At 64.4% G+C, this 16,776-nt stretch carries 19 protein-coding genes; 14 read left to right on the top strand and 5 right to left on the bottom strand.

The window, feature by feature from the left end; all coding sequences use genetic code 11:
* Positions 1 to 142 precede the first annotated feature (142 nt).
* Genes J5M58_RS20165 through J5M58_RS20145 form a run of 5 tightly spaced genes read left to right on the top strand, consistent with a single transcriptional unit; the run spans position 143 to position 4,451 of the window.
* The gene (locus J5M58_RS20165; protein ID WP_112251794.1) at positions 143 to 1,060 is read left to right on the top strand and encodes a DUF72 domain-containing protein; all 918 of its coding nucleotides are present in this window, start codon (positions 143 to 145) and stop codon (positions 1,058 to 1,060) included.
* Positions 1,057 to 1,842: an endonuclease/exonuclease/phosphatase family protein gene (locus J5M58_RS20160; RefSeq protein ID WP_207879326.1), complete on the top strand. Its 786-nt coding sequence runs from the start codon at positions 1,057 to 1,059 to the stop codon at positions 1,840 to 1,842. Before J5M58_RS20165 ends, J5M58_RS20160 begins: the two co-directional genes overlap by 4 nt.
* Positions 1,839 to 3,041 carry a cardiolipin synthase ClsB gene (clsB, locus tag J5M58_RS20155; protein WP_112251770.1) on the top strand — a complete coding sequence of 401 codons (1,203 nt, stop codon included), beginning with the start codon at positions 1,839 to 1,841 and terminating at the stop codon, positions 3,039 to 3,041. The genes J5M58_RS20160 and clsB overlap by 4 nt, the downstream gene beginning before the upstream one ends.
* Positions 3,041 to 3,988, top strand: a complete 948-nt coding sequence (locus J5M58_RS20150) for a lysylphosphatidylglycerol synthase domain-containing protein (protein WP_112251769.1) — start codon at positions 3,041 to 3,043, stop codon at positions 3,986 to 3,988. The genes clsB and J5M58_RS20150 overlap by 1 nt, the downstream gene beginning before the upstream one ends.
* Before the next feature lie 34 nt (positions 3,989 to 4,022).
* A complete protein-coding gene (locus tag J5M58_RS20145) occupies positions 4,023 to 4,451 on the top strand; it encodes a hypothetical protein (protein ID WP_112251768.1) in 429 nt (142 codons plus the stop codon).
* Positions 4,452 to 4,627: 176 nt separating this feature from the next.
* Here J5M58_RS20145 and J5M58_RS20140 read toward each other — a convergent pair whose 3' ends face one another.
* Complete coding sequence (locus J5M58_RS20140; RefSeq protein ID WP_112251767.1) at positions 4,628 to 4,852, bottom strand: metallothionein; 225 nt, start codon at positions 4,850 to 4,852, stop codon at positions 4,628 to 4,630.
* Positions 4,849 to 5,313: a phosphotransferase system, HPr-related protein gene (locus tag J5M58_RS20135; RefSeq protein ID WP_207879322.1), complete on the bottom strand. Its 465-nt coding sequence runs from the start codon at positions 5,311 to 5,313 to the stop codon at positions 4,849 to 4,851. The genes J5M58_RS20140 and J5M58_RS20135 overlap by 4 nt, the downstream gene beginning before the upstream one ends.
* Before the next feature lie 272 nt (positions 5,314 to 5,585).
* Between J5M58_RS20135 and ligD the strand changes: the two genes are divergently transcribed.
* Genes ligD through J5M58_RS20110 form a run of 5 tightly spaced genes read left to right on the top strand, consistent with a single transcriptional unit; the run spans position 5,586 to position 11,195 of the window.
* Positions 5,586 to 8,081 carry a DNA ligase D gene (ligD, locus tag J5M58_RS20130; RefSeq protein WP_207879320.1) on the top strand — a complete coding sequence of 832 codons (2,496 nt, stop codon included), beginning with the start codon at positions 5,586 to 5,588 and terminating at the stop codon, positions 8,079 to 8,081.
* Between the two features lie 51 nt (positions 8,082 to 8,132).
* A complete protein-coding gene (locus J5M58_RS20125) occupies positions 8,133 to 9,176 on the top strand; it encodes an acyl-CoA dehydrogenase family protein (RefSeq protein WP_112251764.1) in 1,044 nt (347 codons plus the stop codon).
* On the top strand, positions 9,173 to 9,928 hold the full coding sequence (locus J5M58_RS20120) for a PIG-L deacetylase family protein (RefSeq protein WP_112251763.1): 756 nt from the start codon (positions 9,173 to 9,175) through the stop codon (positions 9,926 to 9,928). Before J5M58_RS20125 ends, J5M58_RS20120 begins: the two co-directional genes overlap by 4 nt.
* 11 nt (positions 9,929 to 9,939) lie before the next feature.
* Positions 9,940 to 10,539, top strand: a complete 600-nt coding sequence (locus J5M58_RS20115; protein ID WP_207879318.1) for a bifunctional 2-polyprenyl-6-hydroxyphenol methylase/3-demethylubiquinol 3-O-methyltransferase UbiG — start codon at positions 9,940 to 9,942, stop codon at positions 10,537 to 10,539.
* The gene (locus J5M58_RS20110; RefSeq protein ID WP_207879316.1) at positions 10,536 to 11,195 is read left to right on the top strand and encodes a glycosyltransferase family 2 protein; all 660 of its coding nucleotides are present in this window, start codon (positions 10,536 to 10,538) and stop codon (positions 11,193 to 11,195) included. The genes J5M58_RS20115 and J5M58_RS20110 overlap by 4 nt, the downstream gene beginning before the upstream one ends.
* A 192-nt stretch (positions 11,196 to 11,387) precedes the next feature.
* Here J5M58_RS20110 and J5M58_RS20105 read toward each other — a convergent pair whose 3' ends face one another.
* The 3 genes from J5M58_RS20105 to J5M58_RS28005 form a co-directional block, all read right to left on the bottom strand.
* Positions 11,388 to 12,209 (bottom strand): Ku protein, encoded by an 822-nt coding sequence (locus J5M58_RS20105; RefSeq protein ID WP_207879314.1) that lies wholly within the window; start codon positions 12,207 to 12,209, stop codon positions 11,388 to 11,390.
* A gap of 74 nt (positions 12,210 to 12,283) precedes the next feature.
* Positions 12,284 to 13,189: an SDR family oxidoreductase gene (locus J5M58_RS20100; protein WP_207879312.1), complete on the bottom strand. Its 906-nt coding sequence runs from the start codon at positions 13,187 to 13,189 to the stop codon at positions 12,284 to 12,286.
* 199 nt (positions 13,190 to 13,388) lie between these two features.
* Entirely contained in the window at positions 13,389 to 14,114 is a 726-nt protein-coding gene (locus J5M58_RS28005) for a hypothetical protein (RefSeq protein WP_243432426.1), read from the bottom strand.
* Positions 14,115 to 14,314: 200 nt separating this feature from the next.
* Between J5M58_RS28005 and J5M58_RS20090 the strand changes: the two genes are divergently transcribed.
* The 4 genes from J5M58_RS20090 to tsaA all read left to right on the top strand — a co-directional run bounded on the left by J5M58_RS20090 (position 14,315) and on the right by tsaA (position 16,765).
* Complete coding sequence (locus J5M58_RS20090) at positions 14,315 to 14,767, top strand: GNAT family N-acetyltransferase (protein ID WP_207879308.1); 453 nt, start codon at positions 14,315 to 14,317, stop codon at positions 14,765 to 14,767.
* A gap of 77 nt (positions 14,768 to 14,844) precedes the next feature.
* Positions 14,845 to 15,555 (top strand): rRNA pseudouridine synthase, encoded by a 711-nt coding sequence (locus J5M58_RS20085; RefSeq protein ID WP_112253471.1) that lies wholly within the window; start codon positions 14,845 to 14,847, stop codon positions 15,553 to 15,555.
* A gap of 49 nt (positions 15,556 to 15,604) precedes the next feature.
* On the top strand, positions 15,605 to 16,066 hold the full coding sequence (locus tag J5M58_RS20080) for a DUF1456 family protein (protein ID WP_112253470.1): 462 nt from the start codon (positions 15,605 to 15,607) through the stop codon (positions 16,064 to 16,066).
* Between the two features lie 6 nt (positions 16,067 to 16,072).
* A complete protein-coding gene (tsaA, locus tag J5M58_RS20075; protein ID WP_112253469.1) occupies positions 16,073 to 16,765 on the top strand; it encodes a tRNA (N6-threonylcarbamoyladenosine(37)-N6)-methyltransferase TrmO in 693 nt (230 codons plus the stop codon).
* Positions 16,766 to 16,776: the final 11 nt, after the last annotated feature.

The following is a 16,776-nucleotide window of genomic DNA, read 5'->3' as shown; positions in this document are numbered from 1 at the left end:
TATTGGGTGGAAACGTCACGGGCCACAAAGTTCAACGCGGCATCCGCCTTTTCCGTTGGTCAACCGTGCTGAACCCTGGCCGCTGTTCACCAGTCGCACCTTCAGAGTGACCGAACAAGGACCCGGCAATGAGGAAGGCAGCGTGAGCGATATCCGCATCGGCATCTCTGGTTGGCGCTACGGCCCCTGGCGCAAGGATTTCTACCCGAAGGGCCTGCCGCAGGACGACGAACTGGCGTTCGCTTCGCGAGCGGTCAACAGCATTGAAATCAACGGCTCGTTCTACAGCCTGCAAACGCCCGAACGCTATCGGGGCTGGCATGACGAAACACCCCCCGGCTTCGTGTTCGCGGTAAAGGCCCCGCGCTACATCACCCATGTACGCCGGCTCAAGGACATCGAAGAACCCATGGCCAATTTTTTTGCTTCCGGGCCGCTGCTGCTCGGCAAGAAACTGGGCCCGTTCCTGTGGCAGTTTCCACCGAACATGAAGTTCGACGAGGCCCGGTTCGCCCGTTTTCTCGAACTTTTACCGCACAGCCGCAAGGCTGCGCGCGAATGCGCACAGGGCTGTGCTCAACGCCTGCAGGGCAACGGCAGCACAGATATCAAGGGTAATGCTCGGCTGCGCCACGCCGTGGAAATCCGCAACGAAAGCTTTCTGTGCGAAGCCTTCATCAAGTTGCTGCGCAAGCACCGGGTGGCGCTGGTAGTGGCTGACAGCGCCGGGAAATGGCCGTATGTCGAAGACCTTACCGCCGACTTCGTGTACATGCGCCTGCATGGCGATGTCGAGCTGTACAGCAGTGGCTATACCGCCCAGGCGCTGCGGCGCTGGAAGCAGCGCATCCAGCTGTGGAGCCAGGGCGGCCAGGCCGACGATGCCCAGCTGGTCGTGCCCGGGCCGCCGCCACGGCGCGCCGCCCGTGACGTCTACTGCTATTTCGACAACGACCAGAAAGTGCATGCGCCGTATGACGCCCGGCGCCTGTTGCAGAAGCTGTCGCTGGACCATGAGCTGATGACCGAGCCTGGCGTGGTGCCGGAGGTGACCCTGTGAACAGGACACTGCCTGCCCCGCACTGCATCATCGACAAGATCACCGCCGTGCATCGGCTTAATGTACTGACCTTGAACGTGCACAAGGGCTTCACCTTCTTCAACCGGCGCTTCATCCTGCCCGAACTGCGCGAGGCGGTGCGGGCCACCGGTGCCGACCTGGTGTTCCTCCAGGAAGTGCACGGCAGCCACCAGCAACATGCCCTGCGCCACCCAGCCTGGCCGGAAACGCCACAGTACGAGTTCCTCGCCGACAGCATGTGGCCGCAGTTCGCCTACGGCCGTAACGCCGTGTACCCCCATGGTGACCACGGCAACGCGCTGCTGTCGAAATTCCCCATCAGCCGCTTCGACAACCTCGACGTCTCGGTGCAGGGCAAAGAGCAGCGCGGCCTGTTGCATTGCCAGCTGGAGGTGCCGGGCCATGACCAAGTGCATGCGGTGTGCGTGCACCTGGGCCTGCGCGAGGCCCACCGGCAACGCCAGGTGAAGCTGCTGCTGGACCTGCTCGACAGCCTGCCGCCCAAGGCGCCGGTGATCGTGGCCGGCGACTTCAACGATTGGCGGCTGAAGGCCGATGCGGTGCTGTGCGAACACCTGATAGAAGCCTTCGGCGAGCATTTCGGCACCCCGGCGCGCAGCTTTCCGGCGCGCCTGCCGCTGTTGCGCCTGGACCGCATCTACCTGCGCAACGCCATGCCCGGCAGTGCCCAAGTGCTGTCGAAATACCCGTGGTCGCACCTTTCCGACCACGCCCCTCTGGCATCGGAGATCAACCTGTGAACCGACCCTGGGTAGACGGCAACAGCGTGCAGTTGCTGATCAATGGCGAGCAATACTACCCCCGCGTGTTCGAGGCCATGGCCCAGGCACGCGAGGAAATCCTGCTGGAGACCTTCATCATCTTCGATGACAAGGTTGGCCAGCAATTGCAGCAGGTACTGATCGATGCCGCCCGGCGCGGCGTGCGTGTCGAAGTGGCCGTGGATGGCTACGGCACGGCCGACCTGCCTGCGCCGTTCATCGCGGCCATGACCGATGCCGGGGTCAGTTTCCACGCCTTCGACCCGCAGCCGCGACTGGTGGGCATGCGCACCAACCTGTTCCGGCGCCTGCACCGCAAGATCGTGGTGATCGACGGCGAGCGGGCGTTCATTGGCGGCATCAACTACAGCGCCGACCACCTGGGCGACTTTGGTGCCATGGCCAAGCAGGATTATGCCGTGGAGGTCGCCGGCCCGGTGGTGGCGCAGGTGCATGCCGCCAGCAAGCGCCTGATGTCGCCGGTACTGCAGCCGCCCAGCGCGGTACGGCCGCTGACCGAGCCTGCCGGCACTTGCAGCGCAGTGCTGGTCGAACGTGACAACGGGGTGCGCAGCACCGATATCGAGGCCCATTACCTGCAAGCGTTTCGCAGTGCCCGGCAGCGTATCGTGGTGGCCAATGCGTATTTCTTCCCGGGCTACCGGCTGATGCGCGAACTGCGCAATGCATCCCGGCGAGGCGTGGAGGTGCGGTTGATCCTGCAGGGCCAGCCGGACATGCGCTGGGTGCGGGCGCTGTCGCGGCTGCTGTACAACTACCTGTTGCGCGACGGTGTGGCCATTCACGAGTACTGCCAGCGGCCGTTGCACGGCAAGGTGGCGCTGGTGGACGACCAGTGGGCTACGGTCGGCTCCAGCAACCTGGACCCATTGAGCCTGTCGTTCAACCTGGAAGCCAACCTGTTCATCCGTGATCGCGCCTTCAATCACCAACTCAACCAGCACCTGCAGGCGCTGGCCCGCGAACAATGCAAGCCGGTCACCCTGGAACGCATGGTTCGCGGCTACTGGTGGCGCGCGCCGCTGATTTTCCTGTGCTTCCACGTGATCCGCCATTTCCCGCGGATTGCCGGTTGGTTCCCGGCGCACCGCCAGCACCTGCGTTCGCTGCAACCAGAAGCCGAGGCTCAGGGTGACTATCACGAGGGCAAGACCTGATGGCGCGAAAACACTGGCAAACCTGGGGCAAACGGCTGTTCACCCTGGCATTCCTGATCCTGATCCCTGTGCTGCTGTACCTGCTGGCGCGCAACCTGGACTGGAACGAGGTACGCCAATCGTTGCTGGCCTACAAGCCCGGCACCCTGGCCATCGGCCTGGCGCTGGCCGGGTGCAGCTACCTGACATTCGCCAGTTACGACCTGCTGGCCCGGGCCTACACCGGCCACCACCTGCCGGCTCGCCAGGTTTTGCCAGTGGCCTTCGTGTGCTATGCCTTCAACCTCAATTTCACCACCTGGGTGGGTGGTGTGGCCTTGCGCTACCGGCTTTACAGCCGCCTGGGCTTGGACACGGCAACCATCACCCGCATCATCACCCTGGGCCTGTTGACCAACTGGATGGGTTACATGCTGCTGGCTGGCACGGTGTTCGCCTTGCGCTTGGTCGAGCTGCCTGCCAACTGGGCGGTCGGCGCCAGCGGACTGCAACTGATCGGCCTGGTTTTGCTGGCGATTGCCGCAGGCTACCTGCTGGCCTGTGGTTTCGCCAAAAAGCGCACCTGGCGCTGGCGCGAGCATGAGGTAACGCTGCCATCGCTGCGCCTGGCGCTGTGTCAGGTGGTACTGGGTGCCAGCAACTGGGCGCTGATGGCACTGCTGATCTTCTGGTTGCTACCTGGCGAAGCCTTCTATCCATCGATACTTGGCATCCTGTTGATCAGTTGCGTGGCGGGTGTGGTCGCGCATATCCCGGCCGGGCTGGGTGTGCTGGAAACGGTGTTCCTGGCCCTGCTGCACGGGCAGCTTGCCCAGGGTACGCTGGTGGCGGCCCTGCTGGGGTACCGCACGCTGTACTATCTGGTGCCGCTGTTGCTGGCGGTGCTTACCTACCTGATCCTGGAAAAGCGCGCCAAGGCCATGCGCCGGCGCGACAAGCCTGCCTAGAGCTGACAAGGGCCATTGGCCCGGGAGGTGGCAAATGCGTGGCGCTGTCTTGAAGCCGATGTTCATCCTGATGGTGGCCAGCCTGGTCAGCGGCCAGGCCTTGGCCGAAGCCTGCAATGTGCTCACCCGTTCCTCCAGCGAGGCGGTAACGCCGGTGGAGCGGCACAGCTGTTACAGCTACAGCAACCTGCCCGCCGAGGCGATCAACTGGTCGTGCAGCAACGAGAACAAGGACATGCTCAACAGCGAAAAGCACAAGGTCGCGCGTTGTGCGGATGGCAGCGTTGGCAGTTGCATCGCACCGTTGACCCAGGAAGCATTGGCCAACCCCAAGGCCGCCGGCGGTGACAGGCCGGCATTGCCCAAGGATGCGCGGGTCATCACCTACTACTACGACACCCCCAGCCTGGGCCAGGCCCGCACTGATTGTGAGCGTAGCAATGGCATTTGGCAGACTCATTGAGCCGTCTGTTATGGCCTGTACCGGCCCTATCGCCGGCAAGCCAGCTCCCACACCGACCGCATTGGCCGCAAGGACTGCGTTATCCCTGTGGGAGCTGGCTTGCCGGCGATAGGGCCAGAACAGACATTCAGAACAGCGGCATCAATTGATGTTCTGGCCGCAGGTAGGGTCAGGCATCAGGGCGAAATCGGGTCACTCGCCGGGAAAGTCTCGTCCAGCGCATTGTCCACCGCGCTTTCTCCGGTTTTCTCGCCACAGTGGCAATCAGGCATTCGGCACGGCTCGCCATCGCGATGCCCGCTGGCGCAGGCCTCGCAGCAATACACCTTGCCTTCGAGCTGCAAGGCATTGGCATCCACGGTGCAGGAACAACCGGCACAGGCACAACGCACCTCGTTCATGGCTTGCTCTCCTCGTCATCGATCACATCATCGCTCCACGGTTCACCATCAAGCGGCGCGGAGCGGGCCAGTTCGGCTTCGTCCAGGCCTATACCGCCGCCAATTTCACTGGCCTCCACCCGCCGCAGGGTCTTGTCTGCAGGGCCGCCGCTGCCGCCCGGTTCGTGCGGGTCGCGGGCGCCGGTTTCGTCCAGCAAGGTGTCCGGGCTCAGGTCGTCATAAGTGACATTGTCCTCGTGCAGGCTGTCGCTCAACGCCTCGCCGCCGGTCATGCCGCTTTCGGCTACGCGCCGGGGCGGGAACTCGCGGGCCACCTCCGTAGCCGGTCGCTCGTCACCCGCGCGCCCCTCGCGCTCATCCAGGCGCTCGTCGAAGTCCAGTTCATGCACGCTGCCCATGCGGTCTTCGGTGTCGTCGATTTCGCTGGGGGTATACGGCTTCGGTTCATCTGCTCGGGCCATGTGCCTTCTCCGTCAGGTGGCTTCATTCGGTCGACTGCACCTGCTGCTGGAAGATTCAGAGTTTTTTTGAACTACCGCCCGGGCCGCTGCCTCCCAGCTTAGGGTTTGTATGAAAAGTCGCCGAGCGGCGATCAGGCAAGGCGAAAACAGGCGAGGAAGCGGAGTTTACGGGTTGTAAATGAGCATTCCGAGCCTGTTTTCAACGCAGCATGATCGTCGCGCAGGCACTTTTCGTACAAAGCCTAGAGACTGCGAACCGCCCGGAGCCCGCCATGGCCAAACCCCTGCAGGAATATGCGCGCAAGCGCGACTTCAATGCCACGCCCGAGCCCAGCGGCAAGCGCAGCCGTGGCAAGCGGGCCCACGCACTGCAGTTCTGCATCCAGAAGCACGATGCCAGCCACCTGCATTACGACTTTCGCCTGGAACTCGATGGCACGCTGAAAAGCTGGGCCATCCCCAAAGGGCCGTCGCTGGACCCCAAGGTGCGCCGCCTGGCCGTGCACGTGGAGGACCACCCGCTGGACTACGCCGACTTCGAAGGCCATATCCCCGAAGGCCATTACGGTGCAGGCGATGTGATCGTCTGGGACCGGGGCATCTGGGAACCCGAAGGCGATGCGCGCGAGGCCTATGCCAAGGGCAAGTTGCGTTTCCGCCTGCAAGGCGAAAAGCTCGGCGGTGTATGGAACCTGTTCCGCACCCACCTGGCCGGCAAGAAGGAACAGTGGATGCTGGTCAAATCGCACGACGGCCAGGCGCGCAGCGAAGCCGACTACAGCATTGTCGACGCCCAGCCCGACAGCGTGCTCAGCGACCGCACGCTGGTGCCGCGCAAACCGGCAGCAAAAAAGGCCGCCGCGCCACGTCGCAAGGCCCCCAGCAAAGCCCCGAAGGTGGAGTTGCCGGCGCAGTTGCAGCCACAACTGGCGACCTTGGTCGACTCCCCGCCCAATGGCGACTGGCGCTACGAGGTCAAGTTCGACGGTTATCGCATCCTTGCCCGCATCGACGGTGATGATGTGCGCCTGTTCACCCGCAATGGTCATGACTGGAGCAGCAAGATGCCCCGGCAGGTTGCCGCCTTGCGTGCGCTGGGCATCGATTCGGCCTGGCTCGACGGCGAAGTAGTGGTGGCCGACGATAACGGCTCGGCGGACTTCCAGGCGCTGCAGAACGCCTTCGACACCGAGAATGACGAGCACATCACCTATTACCTGTTCGACCTGCCCTTCCTCGGCGGCCAGGACCTGCGCCAGTTACCGCTGCAGGACCGGCGCAATACCTTGCAGCACTTGCTGAAACACAACGAATCGGACCTGCTCAAGTACTCCGCCGACTTTGACCAGCCCGTCGAGTCCCTGCTCGACAGTGCCTGCCGGCTGCAACTCGAAGGCCTGATCGGCAAGCGCGTCGACAGCCCCTACAGTGGGCGCCGCAGCCCCGACTGGATCAAGCTCAAGTGCAAACAGCGCCAGGAGTTCGTGATCGTCGGCTACACCGACCCCAAAGGCAGCCGCAGCGGTTTCGGTGCCCTGCTGTTGGCTTTGCACGACAACGGCAGCGGCGAGTTGCGCTATGCCGGCAAGGTCGGCACCGGCTTCAGTGCCACCACTCTGGCCAGCATCCATGCCCGGCTGAAACCCTTGGAAATCGCCAGGCCGGCCCTGCCCAACCAGCCCACCGGGGCCGAAGCCCGGGGCGTGCACTGGCTGAAACCGCAACTGCTGGCCGAAGTCGCCTATGCCCAGATGACCCGTGACGGCATCGTGCGCCATTCGGTGTTCCACGGCCTGCGCGATGACAAACCGGCTACCGCCATCGACCTGGAGCGCAGCATGCCTGCCAAGACCCTGCCCACGCGCAAGCAGGCCAAGGCCCCCGAGGCCTTGGGCGAGCTGCGCCTGACCCACCCCGAGCGGGTGGTCGACGCCACCAGCGGCGTTACCAAGCGCGAAGTCGCCGAGTACTACGCCGCCGTCAGCCAGTGGATAATGCCCCAACTCAAGGACCGCCCGGTCGCGCTGGTGCGCGCGCCGGACGGCCTGGCCGGGGAGCTGTTCTTCCAGAAGAACGCCGGTCAGCTGCATCTACCCAACGTGCTCAGTTACGACAAGGCCGAGGCCGGCCAGGCGGCGATGGTCATCAACCGCGCCGACACCTTGCTGGGTGCTGTGCAGATGAACATGCTCGAGCTGCACACCTGGAACGCCACCGACAAGGACTTCGACAAGCCCGATCGCTTCGTCCTCGACCTCGACCCGGACCCGGCACTGCCGTGGAAGGCCATGCTCGAGGCCACCCAACTGGCCCTGACGCTGCTGGACGAACTGGGCTTGAAGGTGTTCCTCAAGACCAGTGGCGGCAAAGGCATGCACCTGGTCGTGCCCCTGACCCGGCGGGCCAGCTGGGATGAAGTCAAGGCGTTCAGCCACGGCATCGTCGATTACCTGGCCAGGCTGTTCCCCGACAGGCTCAGTGCCGTGTCCGGGCCCAAAAATCGCATCGGGCGCATCTTCATCGACTACCTGCGCAATGGCAAAGGCGCGACCACCGCCTGCGCGTATTCCCTGCGCGCCCGCGAAGGCCTGCCGGTATCCGTGCCGATCTGGCGCGAGGAACTGCCGCAACTCAAGAGCGCCAACCAGTGGAACATCGGCAACGTGCTTGAACGCCTGGGCGATGTGGACGACCCCTGGGCCGATTATGCCAAGACAAGGCAATCGATCACCGTAGGCATGCGCAAGCAACTGGGGCTGGCCCGGTGACGGCTTGCCTGCAGCGCTACGCCCGCAGCGCCTCACCAAGGAGCCGAGCCCATGAGCATCGTTCAGGATTTTGACCTGACCAACCTCGACCGCCTGCTGCGTGCCTTCGGCGAGCGGCAGCAACCGCTCAACCTGGATACCCAGTTGCCGCAACTGATCCAGGCACTGCAAGCCGACCACCTCGACCTGCTCCCCCTGCCCGGCCAGGGCAATACCCTGCGGCGCTGGCAAACCCTGGCCCGGGTGGCAGGCTGTGACCTGGCCTTGGCCAAGCTGTACGAGGGCCACACCGACGCGTTGGCAATCCTTGCCGAATGCGCTGCGGCACACCACGCCGCTGAGGGTATATGGGGCGTTTGGGCCGCCGAACCGCCGGATGCCCGCGCCTGCATCGTGGCCCGTGAGGGCGACCAGGTTCGCCTGGAGGGTCGCAAGGCCTGGTGTTCCGGCGCATTGCAGATCGACCGGGCACTGATCACGGCCTGGGACCAGCACGACCAGCCCCAGTTGGTGGCCATCGAACTGTCCCATCCTAGCCAGGGCCTTGCCATAGAACGCTGGCAGGCCATCGGCATGGCCACCACCGCCAGTGTTGAAATCGAATTCAACCATACCCCTGGCATCGCCATCGGCCGCCCCGGGCAATACCTCTCCCGCCCTGGTTTCTGGCATGGCGGTGCTGGTATTGCGGCCTGTTGGTACGGCGCCGCGGAAGCTTTGGCCGATTACCTGCGCGAACACTGCCGCAACCCCCGCCCCGATCCACACGCCGATGCTCACCTGGGTGCGGTCGACGCGGCGTTGTACGGCGCCAGGGCGGCACTGCGCGAATGCGCGGCGTGGATCGACCGCCAGCCAGGCGCAGACGCGAGCTTTGAAGTGCGCCGCACCCGCGCCCAGGTGGAACAGGCCGTGGAACAGGTGATCCACCACGTCGGCCGAGCGCTGGGCGCCTCTCCTTTCTGCCGTGACAACCATTTTGCCCGGCTGAGCGCCGACTTGCCGGTGTTCCTGCGCCAGAGCCATGCCGAGCGCGACCTGGCGGCGCTCGGTGAGCAGTTGACCCAAAAGCCGGCAGGAGTCTGGCAGCTATGAGCGAGAACCTGATCCAGGCGAACAGCGGTACACCGTGGGCTGCCTGGCAGCAGGCCGCGCACCTGGCCAGGGCTACCTGGATCACCCCGCAGCAGCTGTGCCCACCGGGCCGTCGCCTGGTAGTGCTGGCTCCCCACCCCGATGACGAGATTCTCATGGCCGGCGGGCTGCTGGCAGGCTTCCAGGGCCGAGAAGACGACCTGGTGCTGATCTCCGCGACCGATGGTGAAGCCAGTCACCCTGGCTCTGCCCACTGGAGCGAACACCGCCTGCGCCGGCAAAGGCCGCTGGAAAGCCGCCATGCACTGCAACAGCTTGACCTCGACCTCGGCCGCCTGGACTGGCGGCGGCTCCACCTCAAGGACGGCGCGTTGCCGCGCAACGAGGCGTTCCTGCTCAACCACCTGAGCCAGTTGCTCAGGCCTGACGACCTGCTGATGGCCACTTGGAGCGGCGATGGCCACTGTGACCACGAGGCAGCCGGCCGGGCTGCGGCGCAGGCGGCCCGGATGCGCAAGGTGCAATGCCTGGAAGTACCGGTATGGGCCTGGCACTGGGCGCAACCGGACGACCCGCGCCTGCCATGGCCACGCGCTCACCGCATCCAGCTGGACGAGGCCAGCCTGGTCCGCAAGCGCAAGGCCCTGGCCGCACATGTCAGCCAACTCGAGCCGGATGGCCCGCGCCCGCCCGTACTACCGCCGAACTTGCTGGAGTGTCTGCTGCAACCTTTCGAACTGGTGTTCCTGTAAATGGAGTTGTCATGAGCCTCGACCCACAGTATTTCGCTGACCTGTACGCCAGCAGTGAAGACCCTTGGGCCTTTCGCACCCGCTGGTACGAAAAGCGCAAGCGCGACCTGGTCATGGCCAGCCTGCCGCGCCAGTGCTACCAGCGGGTGTTCGAGCCGGCGTGTGCCAATGGCGAGCTCAGCGCCTTGCTGGCCGAGCGTTGTGCCAATCTGTTGTGCCAGGACCTGGACCCTACCGCGGTAGCACTGGCCGGTGAACGCTTGGCTGGACTGCGCAATGTCTCGGTGGAGCTGGCACGGCTGCCGGCGGACTGGCCGGGTGGGCGCTTCGATCTGATCGTGTTGAGCGAGGTGGGTTACTACCTCGACCCGACCGACTGGTTGCAGGTGATCGAGCAGTCGGTAGCCAGCCTGGCCTACGATGGCGGGCTGCTGGCGTGCCACTGGAAGCACCCCATCGCCGGTTGCCCGCAAGACGGGCGTGAAGTGCACCGCATGCTGGCCCGGCACCTTCCGCTGCATCTGCAGTTGCAGCATGACGAGGCGGACTTCGTGCTGGAGTACTGGTCCGCTCAGCCCAGCGTGGTCGACCTTGATGAGACTTGCCCATGATTGCCGTGGTGATCCCGGCCCACAACGAGGCCCGGCGCCTTGGGCGCTGCCTGCGGGCAGTACAGGTTGCCGCCCAGCAGGCGCAGCAGGCGGGGTACCAGGTGGAGGTGCTGGTGGTGCTGGACCGCTGCAGCGATGGCAGCGCTGACGTGGCAAGACGCCTCGGTGTACCGGTTCTGACGGTGGATGCCGGCAACGTCGGTATGGCCCGCCGGGTTGGCGCAGCATACATGGTCGAGCGCGGCGCGCAGTGGCTGGCGTGCACCGACGCCGACAGCAGAGTGCCAGCGCACTGGCTGCTGTCGCAACTGGCCTGCCGGGCCGAGGTGGTTTGCGGAACGGTACATGTCGAGTCTTGGCAACCCTGGCAGACAGCGGTCTTGCGCAAGCTGTACCACAGCCGTTACCAGGCATGTGAAGGGCATCGGCATGTGCATGGGGCCAACCTCGGCGTATGTGCCGACGCCTATGATCGGGTGGGTGGTTTCCAGCCTCTGGCAGCGCATGAAGACGTGCAGCTGGTCAGCGCCCTGCAGGCCAGTGGCGCGCAGATCGTATGGACCGCCAGGCACAGCGTGGCCACCAGCAGCCGGCGCGACAGCCGCGCCCGCGAAGGGTTTGGCGATTATCTGGCGGGGCTGCAGGCGGAGGTTTGACAAGGCTGTACCGGGTAGGCAGAACATGAGCCAGCAACCCTCACGCGCAGCCTGTGGGAGCGGCTTTAGCCGCGAAGAATTCAACGCGGTGCATGGCACCGGCTGCGCCGGTGTTCGCGGCTAAAGCCGCTCCCATAGGGGCCCCGCGTTATGTGCAGTTCCATGCGAGCTGGTTTGCGGTGACGGTTCCTTTCACGACGCTTTGCGTGTCTTCTTCGCCGGCTTCTTGCCACCCAGGCTGCGCTTGAGCAGTTCGGTGAGGTCGAGGATGTCCGCACCTTTCCCCGCTTCGGTCGCCTCGCCCTTCTCCACCGTCTCGATCTTGCCCTTGCTGGCCTTCTCTTCCACCAGGTCCATGATGGTCTGGCGGAATACATCCTGGTAATCCGCCGGTTTCCACTCCCCGCTCATGTCTTCCACCAGCCGCTTGGCCATGTCCAGCTCGCGCTTGTCCAACTTGGCCTCTGTCACGCTGCTGTCCAGCTCCAGTGTTTCCAGCCCGCGCACTTCCTCGGGCCAGCGCAGGGTGATCATCACCAGCGCGTCGTCCAGCGGCCGCAGCAGCGCCAGGTGCTGGCGGGTGTGCAGCACCACCGTGGCCAGCGCCACCTTGTTGGTCTTCGCCAGGGTTTCGCGCAGCAAGGCGTACACCTTGCCGCCACGACGGTCAGGAGTAAGGTAGTACGGCGTGTCAAAGTACTGCAGCGGGATCTCGCCGGCCTCGACGAAGGAAAAGATGTCGATCGTCTGGGTCGCCTCGGGCCTGGCCTTGCGAATTTCCTCTTCGCTTATTACCACGTAGCGGCCCTTCTCGAACTCGACGCCCTTGACGATGTTGTCCTTGTCGATTTCCTTGCCGGTGACCTTGTTCACCCGCTTGTAGCCGACCGGCTCCATGCTGCGCTTGTCGAGCCAGTCGAAATCGACTCGCTCGGTGCGCACCGCGGTATTGAGGGCCACGGGTATGTGCACGAGGCCGAAACTGATGGCACCTTTCCAGATTGCCCTAGCCATTGGAGGTGCTCCCAGGGTTGCCTGCCAATACTTGAATCGACTGCAACGGGCGGCGAAGGTTTAGCCGCCCTGCCCTACGGCAGCGGGTTGCCGCCCGTCACGCCGAACACCTCCCCGGTGATGTAGCTGGACTCCTGGCTGGCCAGCAACACATACACCGGCGCACACTCGGCGGGCTGCCCCGGGCGCTTCATCGGTGTTTGCGCGCCGAATTCGGGGATTTTCTCCGGTGGTTGGCCGCCACTGGGCTGCAGTACGGTCCAGATGGGCCCCGGGGCCACCGCGTTGACGCGGATACCGCGCTCGATTACCTGCTTGGCCAACGCCTTGGTGAAAGCGACGATCGCGGCCTTGGTGGTGGCATAGTCGAGCAAGGTGGCTGAAGGCTGGTAGGACTGGATCGAGGCGGTGTTGATGATGGTCGCCCCCGCCGGCATCAGCGGTACTGCGGCCTGGCAAAGCCAGAAAAGCGCGTAGACGTTGGTTTTCAGAGTGTGGTCGAACTGCTCGTGGCTGACCTGGCTGATATCCTTGCGCGCTTCCTGCTTGCCGGCAACGTTGACCAGGATGTCCAGGCCGCCGAGCTGCTCGTGGGCCTGGTCGACGAGTTCCTTGCAGAACTGCTCATCCTTCAGGTCACCGGCAATGGCCACCACCTTGCGGCCCTCGGCTTCGATCAGCTTGATGACTTCACGGGCGTCGGGTTGTTCGATGGGCAGGTAATTGAGGGCAATGTCGGCACCCTCGCGGGCAAAGGCGATGGCCACTGCCCGGCCGATGCCGGAATCGGCACCGGTGATCAGCGCCTTGCGCCCTGCCAGGCGGCCAAAGCCCTTGTAGGTGGTTTCGCCGTGGTCCGGCTCGGGCTGCATGTTGGCATCCAGCCCCGGCGCTGGCTGGCCTTGGGCCGGGAACGGTGGGTGCGGGTACTGGGTCAGCGGGTTCTGCATGCTGAACTGGTCGTGGGGTTTGTTGGGCATGGGGGTCACTCCTCTGGTGAAACCGGTATCGGCCCTTCGCGGGCTTGCCCGCTGCCACAGGTCTTGAAACGGGTGGTAGTCCTGTGGGAGCGGGCAAGCCCGCGAAGGCCGCTCTACCGTTTTCGAGGTGAACCGCCATCGATGGTTTTTTCCGACTGGTCAATACACCGACCAGCGGTCGATACGTCACTCAGAGCGACTAATTCCGTGCCTCGACTGCGTCGACATCCGGTGCGTCCGGTGCATCAGGGGCATCTGGCGCGTCGTCCACATCCGCCTTGGCAGCGTCCCTGGCTGCATTGGCAGCGACTTTGGCTTCGTCCCTGGCAGCATCAGCAGTTGCCCTGGCTGCATCTCTGGCCGCGTCAGCTTCGTTTCTGGCTGCGTCCCGGGCGGCATCTGCCGCGTCCCTGGCAGCGTCTCTGGCTTCATCTGCGCCTGCCAAGCCAGCCGCTTTTGCAGCGTCGCGGGCTGCATCCGCCTCGGCTCGGGCAGCGTCTCTGGCTGCATCCGCAGTAGCTTTGGCCGCATCCCGGGCGGCATCTGCCTCAGCCCTGGCTGCGTCCCGCGCTGCATCAGCATCGTTTCGGGCTGCGTCCCTGGCGGCATCTGCCGCATCGTTGTCGTTGTCGTTGTCGTTGTCATGCGCATCGCCTGGGCCTCTGCCGGCCATGCCACCACGGTCACCATGGTCCCCATCGCCACCACCCGGGCCGCCATGTCCGCCACCACCATCACCACCGTGACCACTTCCAGAGCCACCGCTGCCGCCACCGTGACCGCCACCGCCACCTCCACCGCCATCCTTGGCGTAGGCGCTGGAGCCACTGGATATCGAGTCTGGGATCAGAACGATGGAAGTCGACAGCACGCCAGCAACGGCTACAGCCAATAGAGCCTTTTTGAACAGCACATGGATTTGCATATTTCGTCTCCAGGTTGTCGCCATGAGAAACGCCAAATCGAGCCGGGAATCCTGAGTTCGGTTGTTGCCTTTCGATGCGTGGGAATTTTTCCCACGAAAAAGTAATAGACCGGCGAATACCGAGGTTCAAGCAGCGCACGGACAAGCCGACCAGTGGTTGGCCTGCTATGTTTGCCTTATCGTCATGGAGGAACACCGGCATGCATTCGGTACTGACGCTGCAAACCCCGCGCTTGGGTGACTACGGCGAACTGGCACAGGTGTGGGAGGACTCGGTACGTGCCACCCACGACTTCCTGCCGGATGGCTACATCGTCCTGCTACGCGACCAGGTACTGCGTCGCTACCTCGACGCCGTAATGCTGATCTGCTGCAAGGACCGCCAGCGCATCTGTGGTTTCGCCGGGGTCGCCAACGGGCGCGTGGACATGCTGTTCGTCGCACCGCACTACCGTGGCAAAGGGGTTGGCAAGCGCCTGCTGCACTATGCAATAGACGAACTGAATGCCGAACGGCTGGATGTCAATGAACAGAACCCGCAAGCCTTGGGCTTCTACCTGCATGAGGGCTTCGAGGTGATCGGCCGTTCGGAGACCGACGGCCTGGGGCAACCCTACCCGTTGCTGCACATGCGCCTGCGCAAAACGGCGTAAATGACACAGATTCCCAGCCCCTCGGCCGCGCGGGCAGGTACAATGCAGGTCTTTCCCTGCCTTTGCGAATTGCCGTCATGTCCGAACCCGTCCGCCTGTCCAAACGCCTTATCGAGCAGCTTGGCTGCTCCCGCCGCGAGGCCGAGCAGTATATTGAAGGCGGCTGGGTCACAGTCGATGGCGTGGTGGTCGAGCAACCGCAGTTCAAGGTCGAACAGCAACGCGTCGAACTGCTGCCGGGTGCCCGTGCCGAAACGCTGGAACCGGTAACCCTGCTGCTGAACCAACCGGCCAGCGTGGATAGCGAAACCGCCCGCGCCAGCATGAACATGAGCACCCTCAGCGAAGCCCACCGCGAAGGTGTGCGCGCCTTGCACGGGCATTTTGCCCGGCAGGCCTGCGTGGCGCCGCTGGAGCGCGGTGCCAGCGGCCTGCAGGTATTCACCCAGGACTGGCGGGTAACCCGCAAGATCGAAGCCGACCTGCGCCGCCTCGAACAGGAATTCATCGTAGAAGTGCGCGGCGAGACCACGCCCCAGGCGCTGGAACGCCTGGCACGCGGTGCCACCCGCAATGACCGCGAGCTGCCTAGAGCCAAGGCCAGCTGGCAGAACGAGACCCACCTTCGCATGGTCCTGAAAAACCCGCAGCCAGGGCAGATCGCCGAGCTGTGCGCCTACCTGCGCCTGGAGCTGGTAGGCATGCGCCGCATCCGCCTGGGTGGCGTGTCAATGGGCAAGTTGCCCCTGGGCCAGTGGCGCTACCTGGCCACTACCGAACGTTTCTAAGCAATACGCCGCGCCCACAGGCGCGGCACCTGAACAGGATTCTGCAACAATGAACCACAACGACGTCCTGCGCAGCCTGCGCTACATGCTCAAGGTGAATGACGCCAAGATGGCCGAAATCATCGGGCTATCTGGCCTAGACGTGCACCCCCTGGTACTGGCCACCTACCTGAAGAAGGAAGACGAGGAAGGCTTCGTGCGCTGCCCGGAACGGGTCATCGCGCACTTTCTCGACGGCCTGGTGATCCACCGTCGCGGCAAGGATGACAGCCGCCCGCCGCAGCCGATCGAGCTGCCGGTGACCAACAACCTCATCCTCAAGAAGCTGCGGGTGGCTTTCGAGCTCAAGGAAGATGACCTGCATGCGATCCTCAAGTCGGTCAACTTCCCGGTCAGCAAACCCGAGCTCAGTGCGTTGTTCCGCAAGGCTGGCCATGACAACTACCGCCCCTGCGGCGACCAGTTGCTGCGCAATTTCCTCAAGGGCCTGACCCTGCGCGTGCGCGGCTGATTGGCCATGCAGCACACGGTTACCCCGGTCGGCGTCATCCGCTCCTGTTTCAAGGAGAAGTTTGCCATCCCGCGCCAGCCGCAACTGGCGCCCGCCGCACGCGGAGTGCTCGAGCTGCTGCCGCCGTTCGACCAGGGCGATGCGGTCGAGGGGCTGGAGCAGGTCAGCCATGTCTGGCTGCTGTTCCTGTTTCACCAGGCACTGGAAGACAAACCCCGCCTGAAGGTGCGGCCACCGCGGCTGGGCGGGAACAAGAGCATGGGTGTGTTCGCCACCCGCGCCACCCACCGGCCCAATGGCATCGGTCAGTCGGTGGTACGCCTGGAAGGCGTGGAACCCGGGCGGCTGCTGCTGTCTGGTATCGACCTGCTGGACGGTACGCCGGTGCTGGACATCAAGCCGTATGTGCCGTACGCCGATAGCATCGCTGGCGCCAGCAACCAGATGGCCAGCCAGGCGCCAGCCGCGATCGCCGTGCAGTGGGGCGACAACGCCCTGCTCCAGGCCCGCGAACATGCACTGCGCCTGGGTGAACCGCTGGTGGAGCTGATCGAGCAATGCCTGGCGCAGGACCCACGGCCGGCCTACCAGGTGCCGCCGGCGGAGCGGGTGTATGGGGTGAAGTTCTGGGATGTGCAGGTGCGCTGGCACTACCCGCAACCGGACGTGATCCGGGTGCTGGAGGTGGTGCTGGCCTGACCTCTGGACTG

This window comes from Pseudomonas sp. 32_A (assembly GCF_017490905.1).
GTDB classification, from domain to species: domain Bacteria; phylum Pseudomonadota; class Gammaproteobacteria; order Pseudomonadales; family Pseudomonadaceae; genus Aquipseudomonas; species Aquipseudomonas inefficax.
Note: the sequence above shows the minus strand (reverse complement) of the source record. Positions and strands in the feature narration are given on the sequence as shown.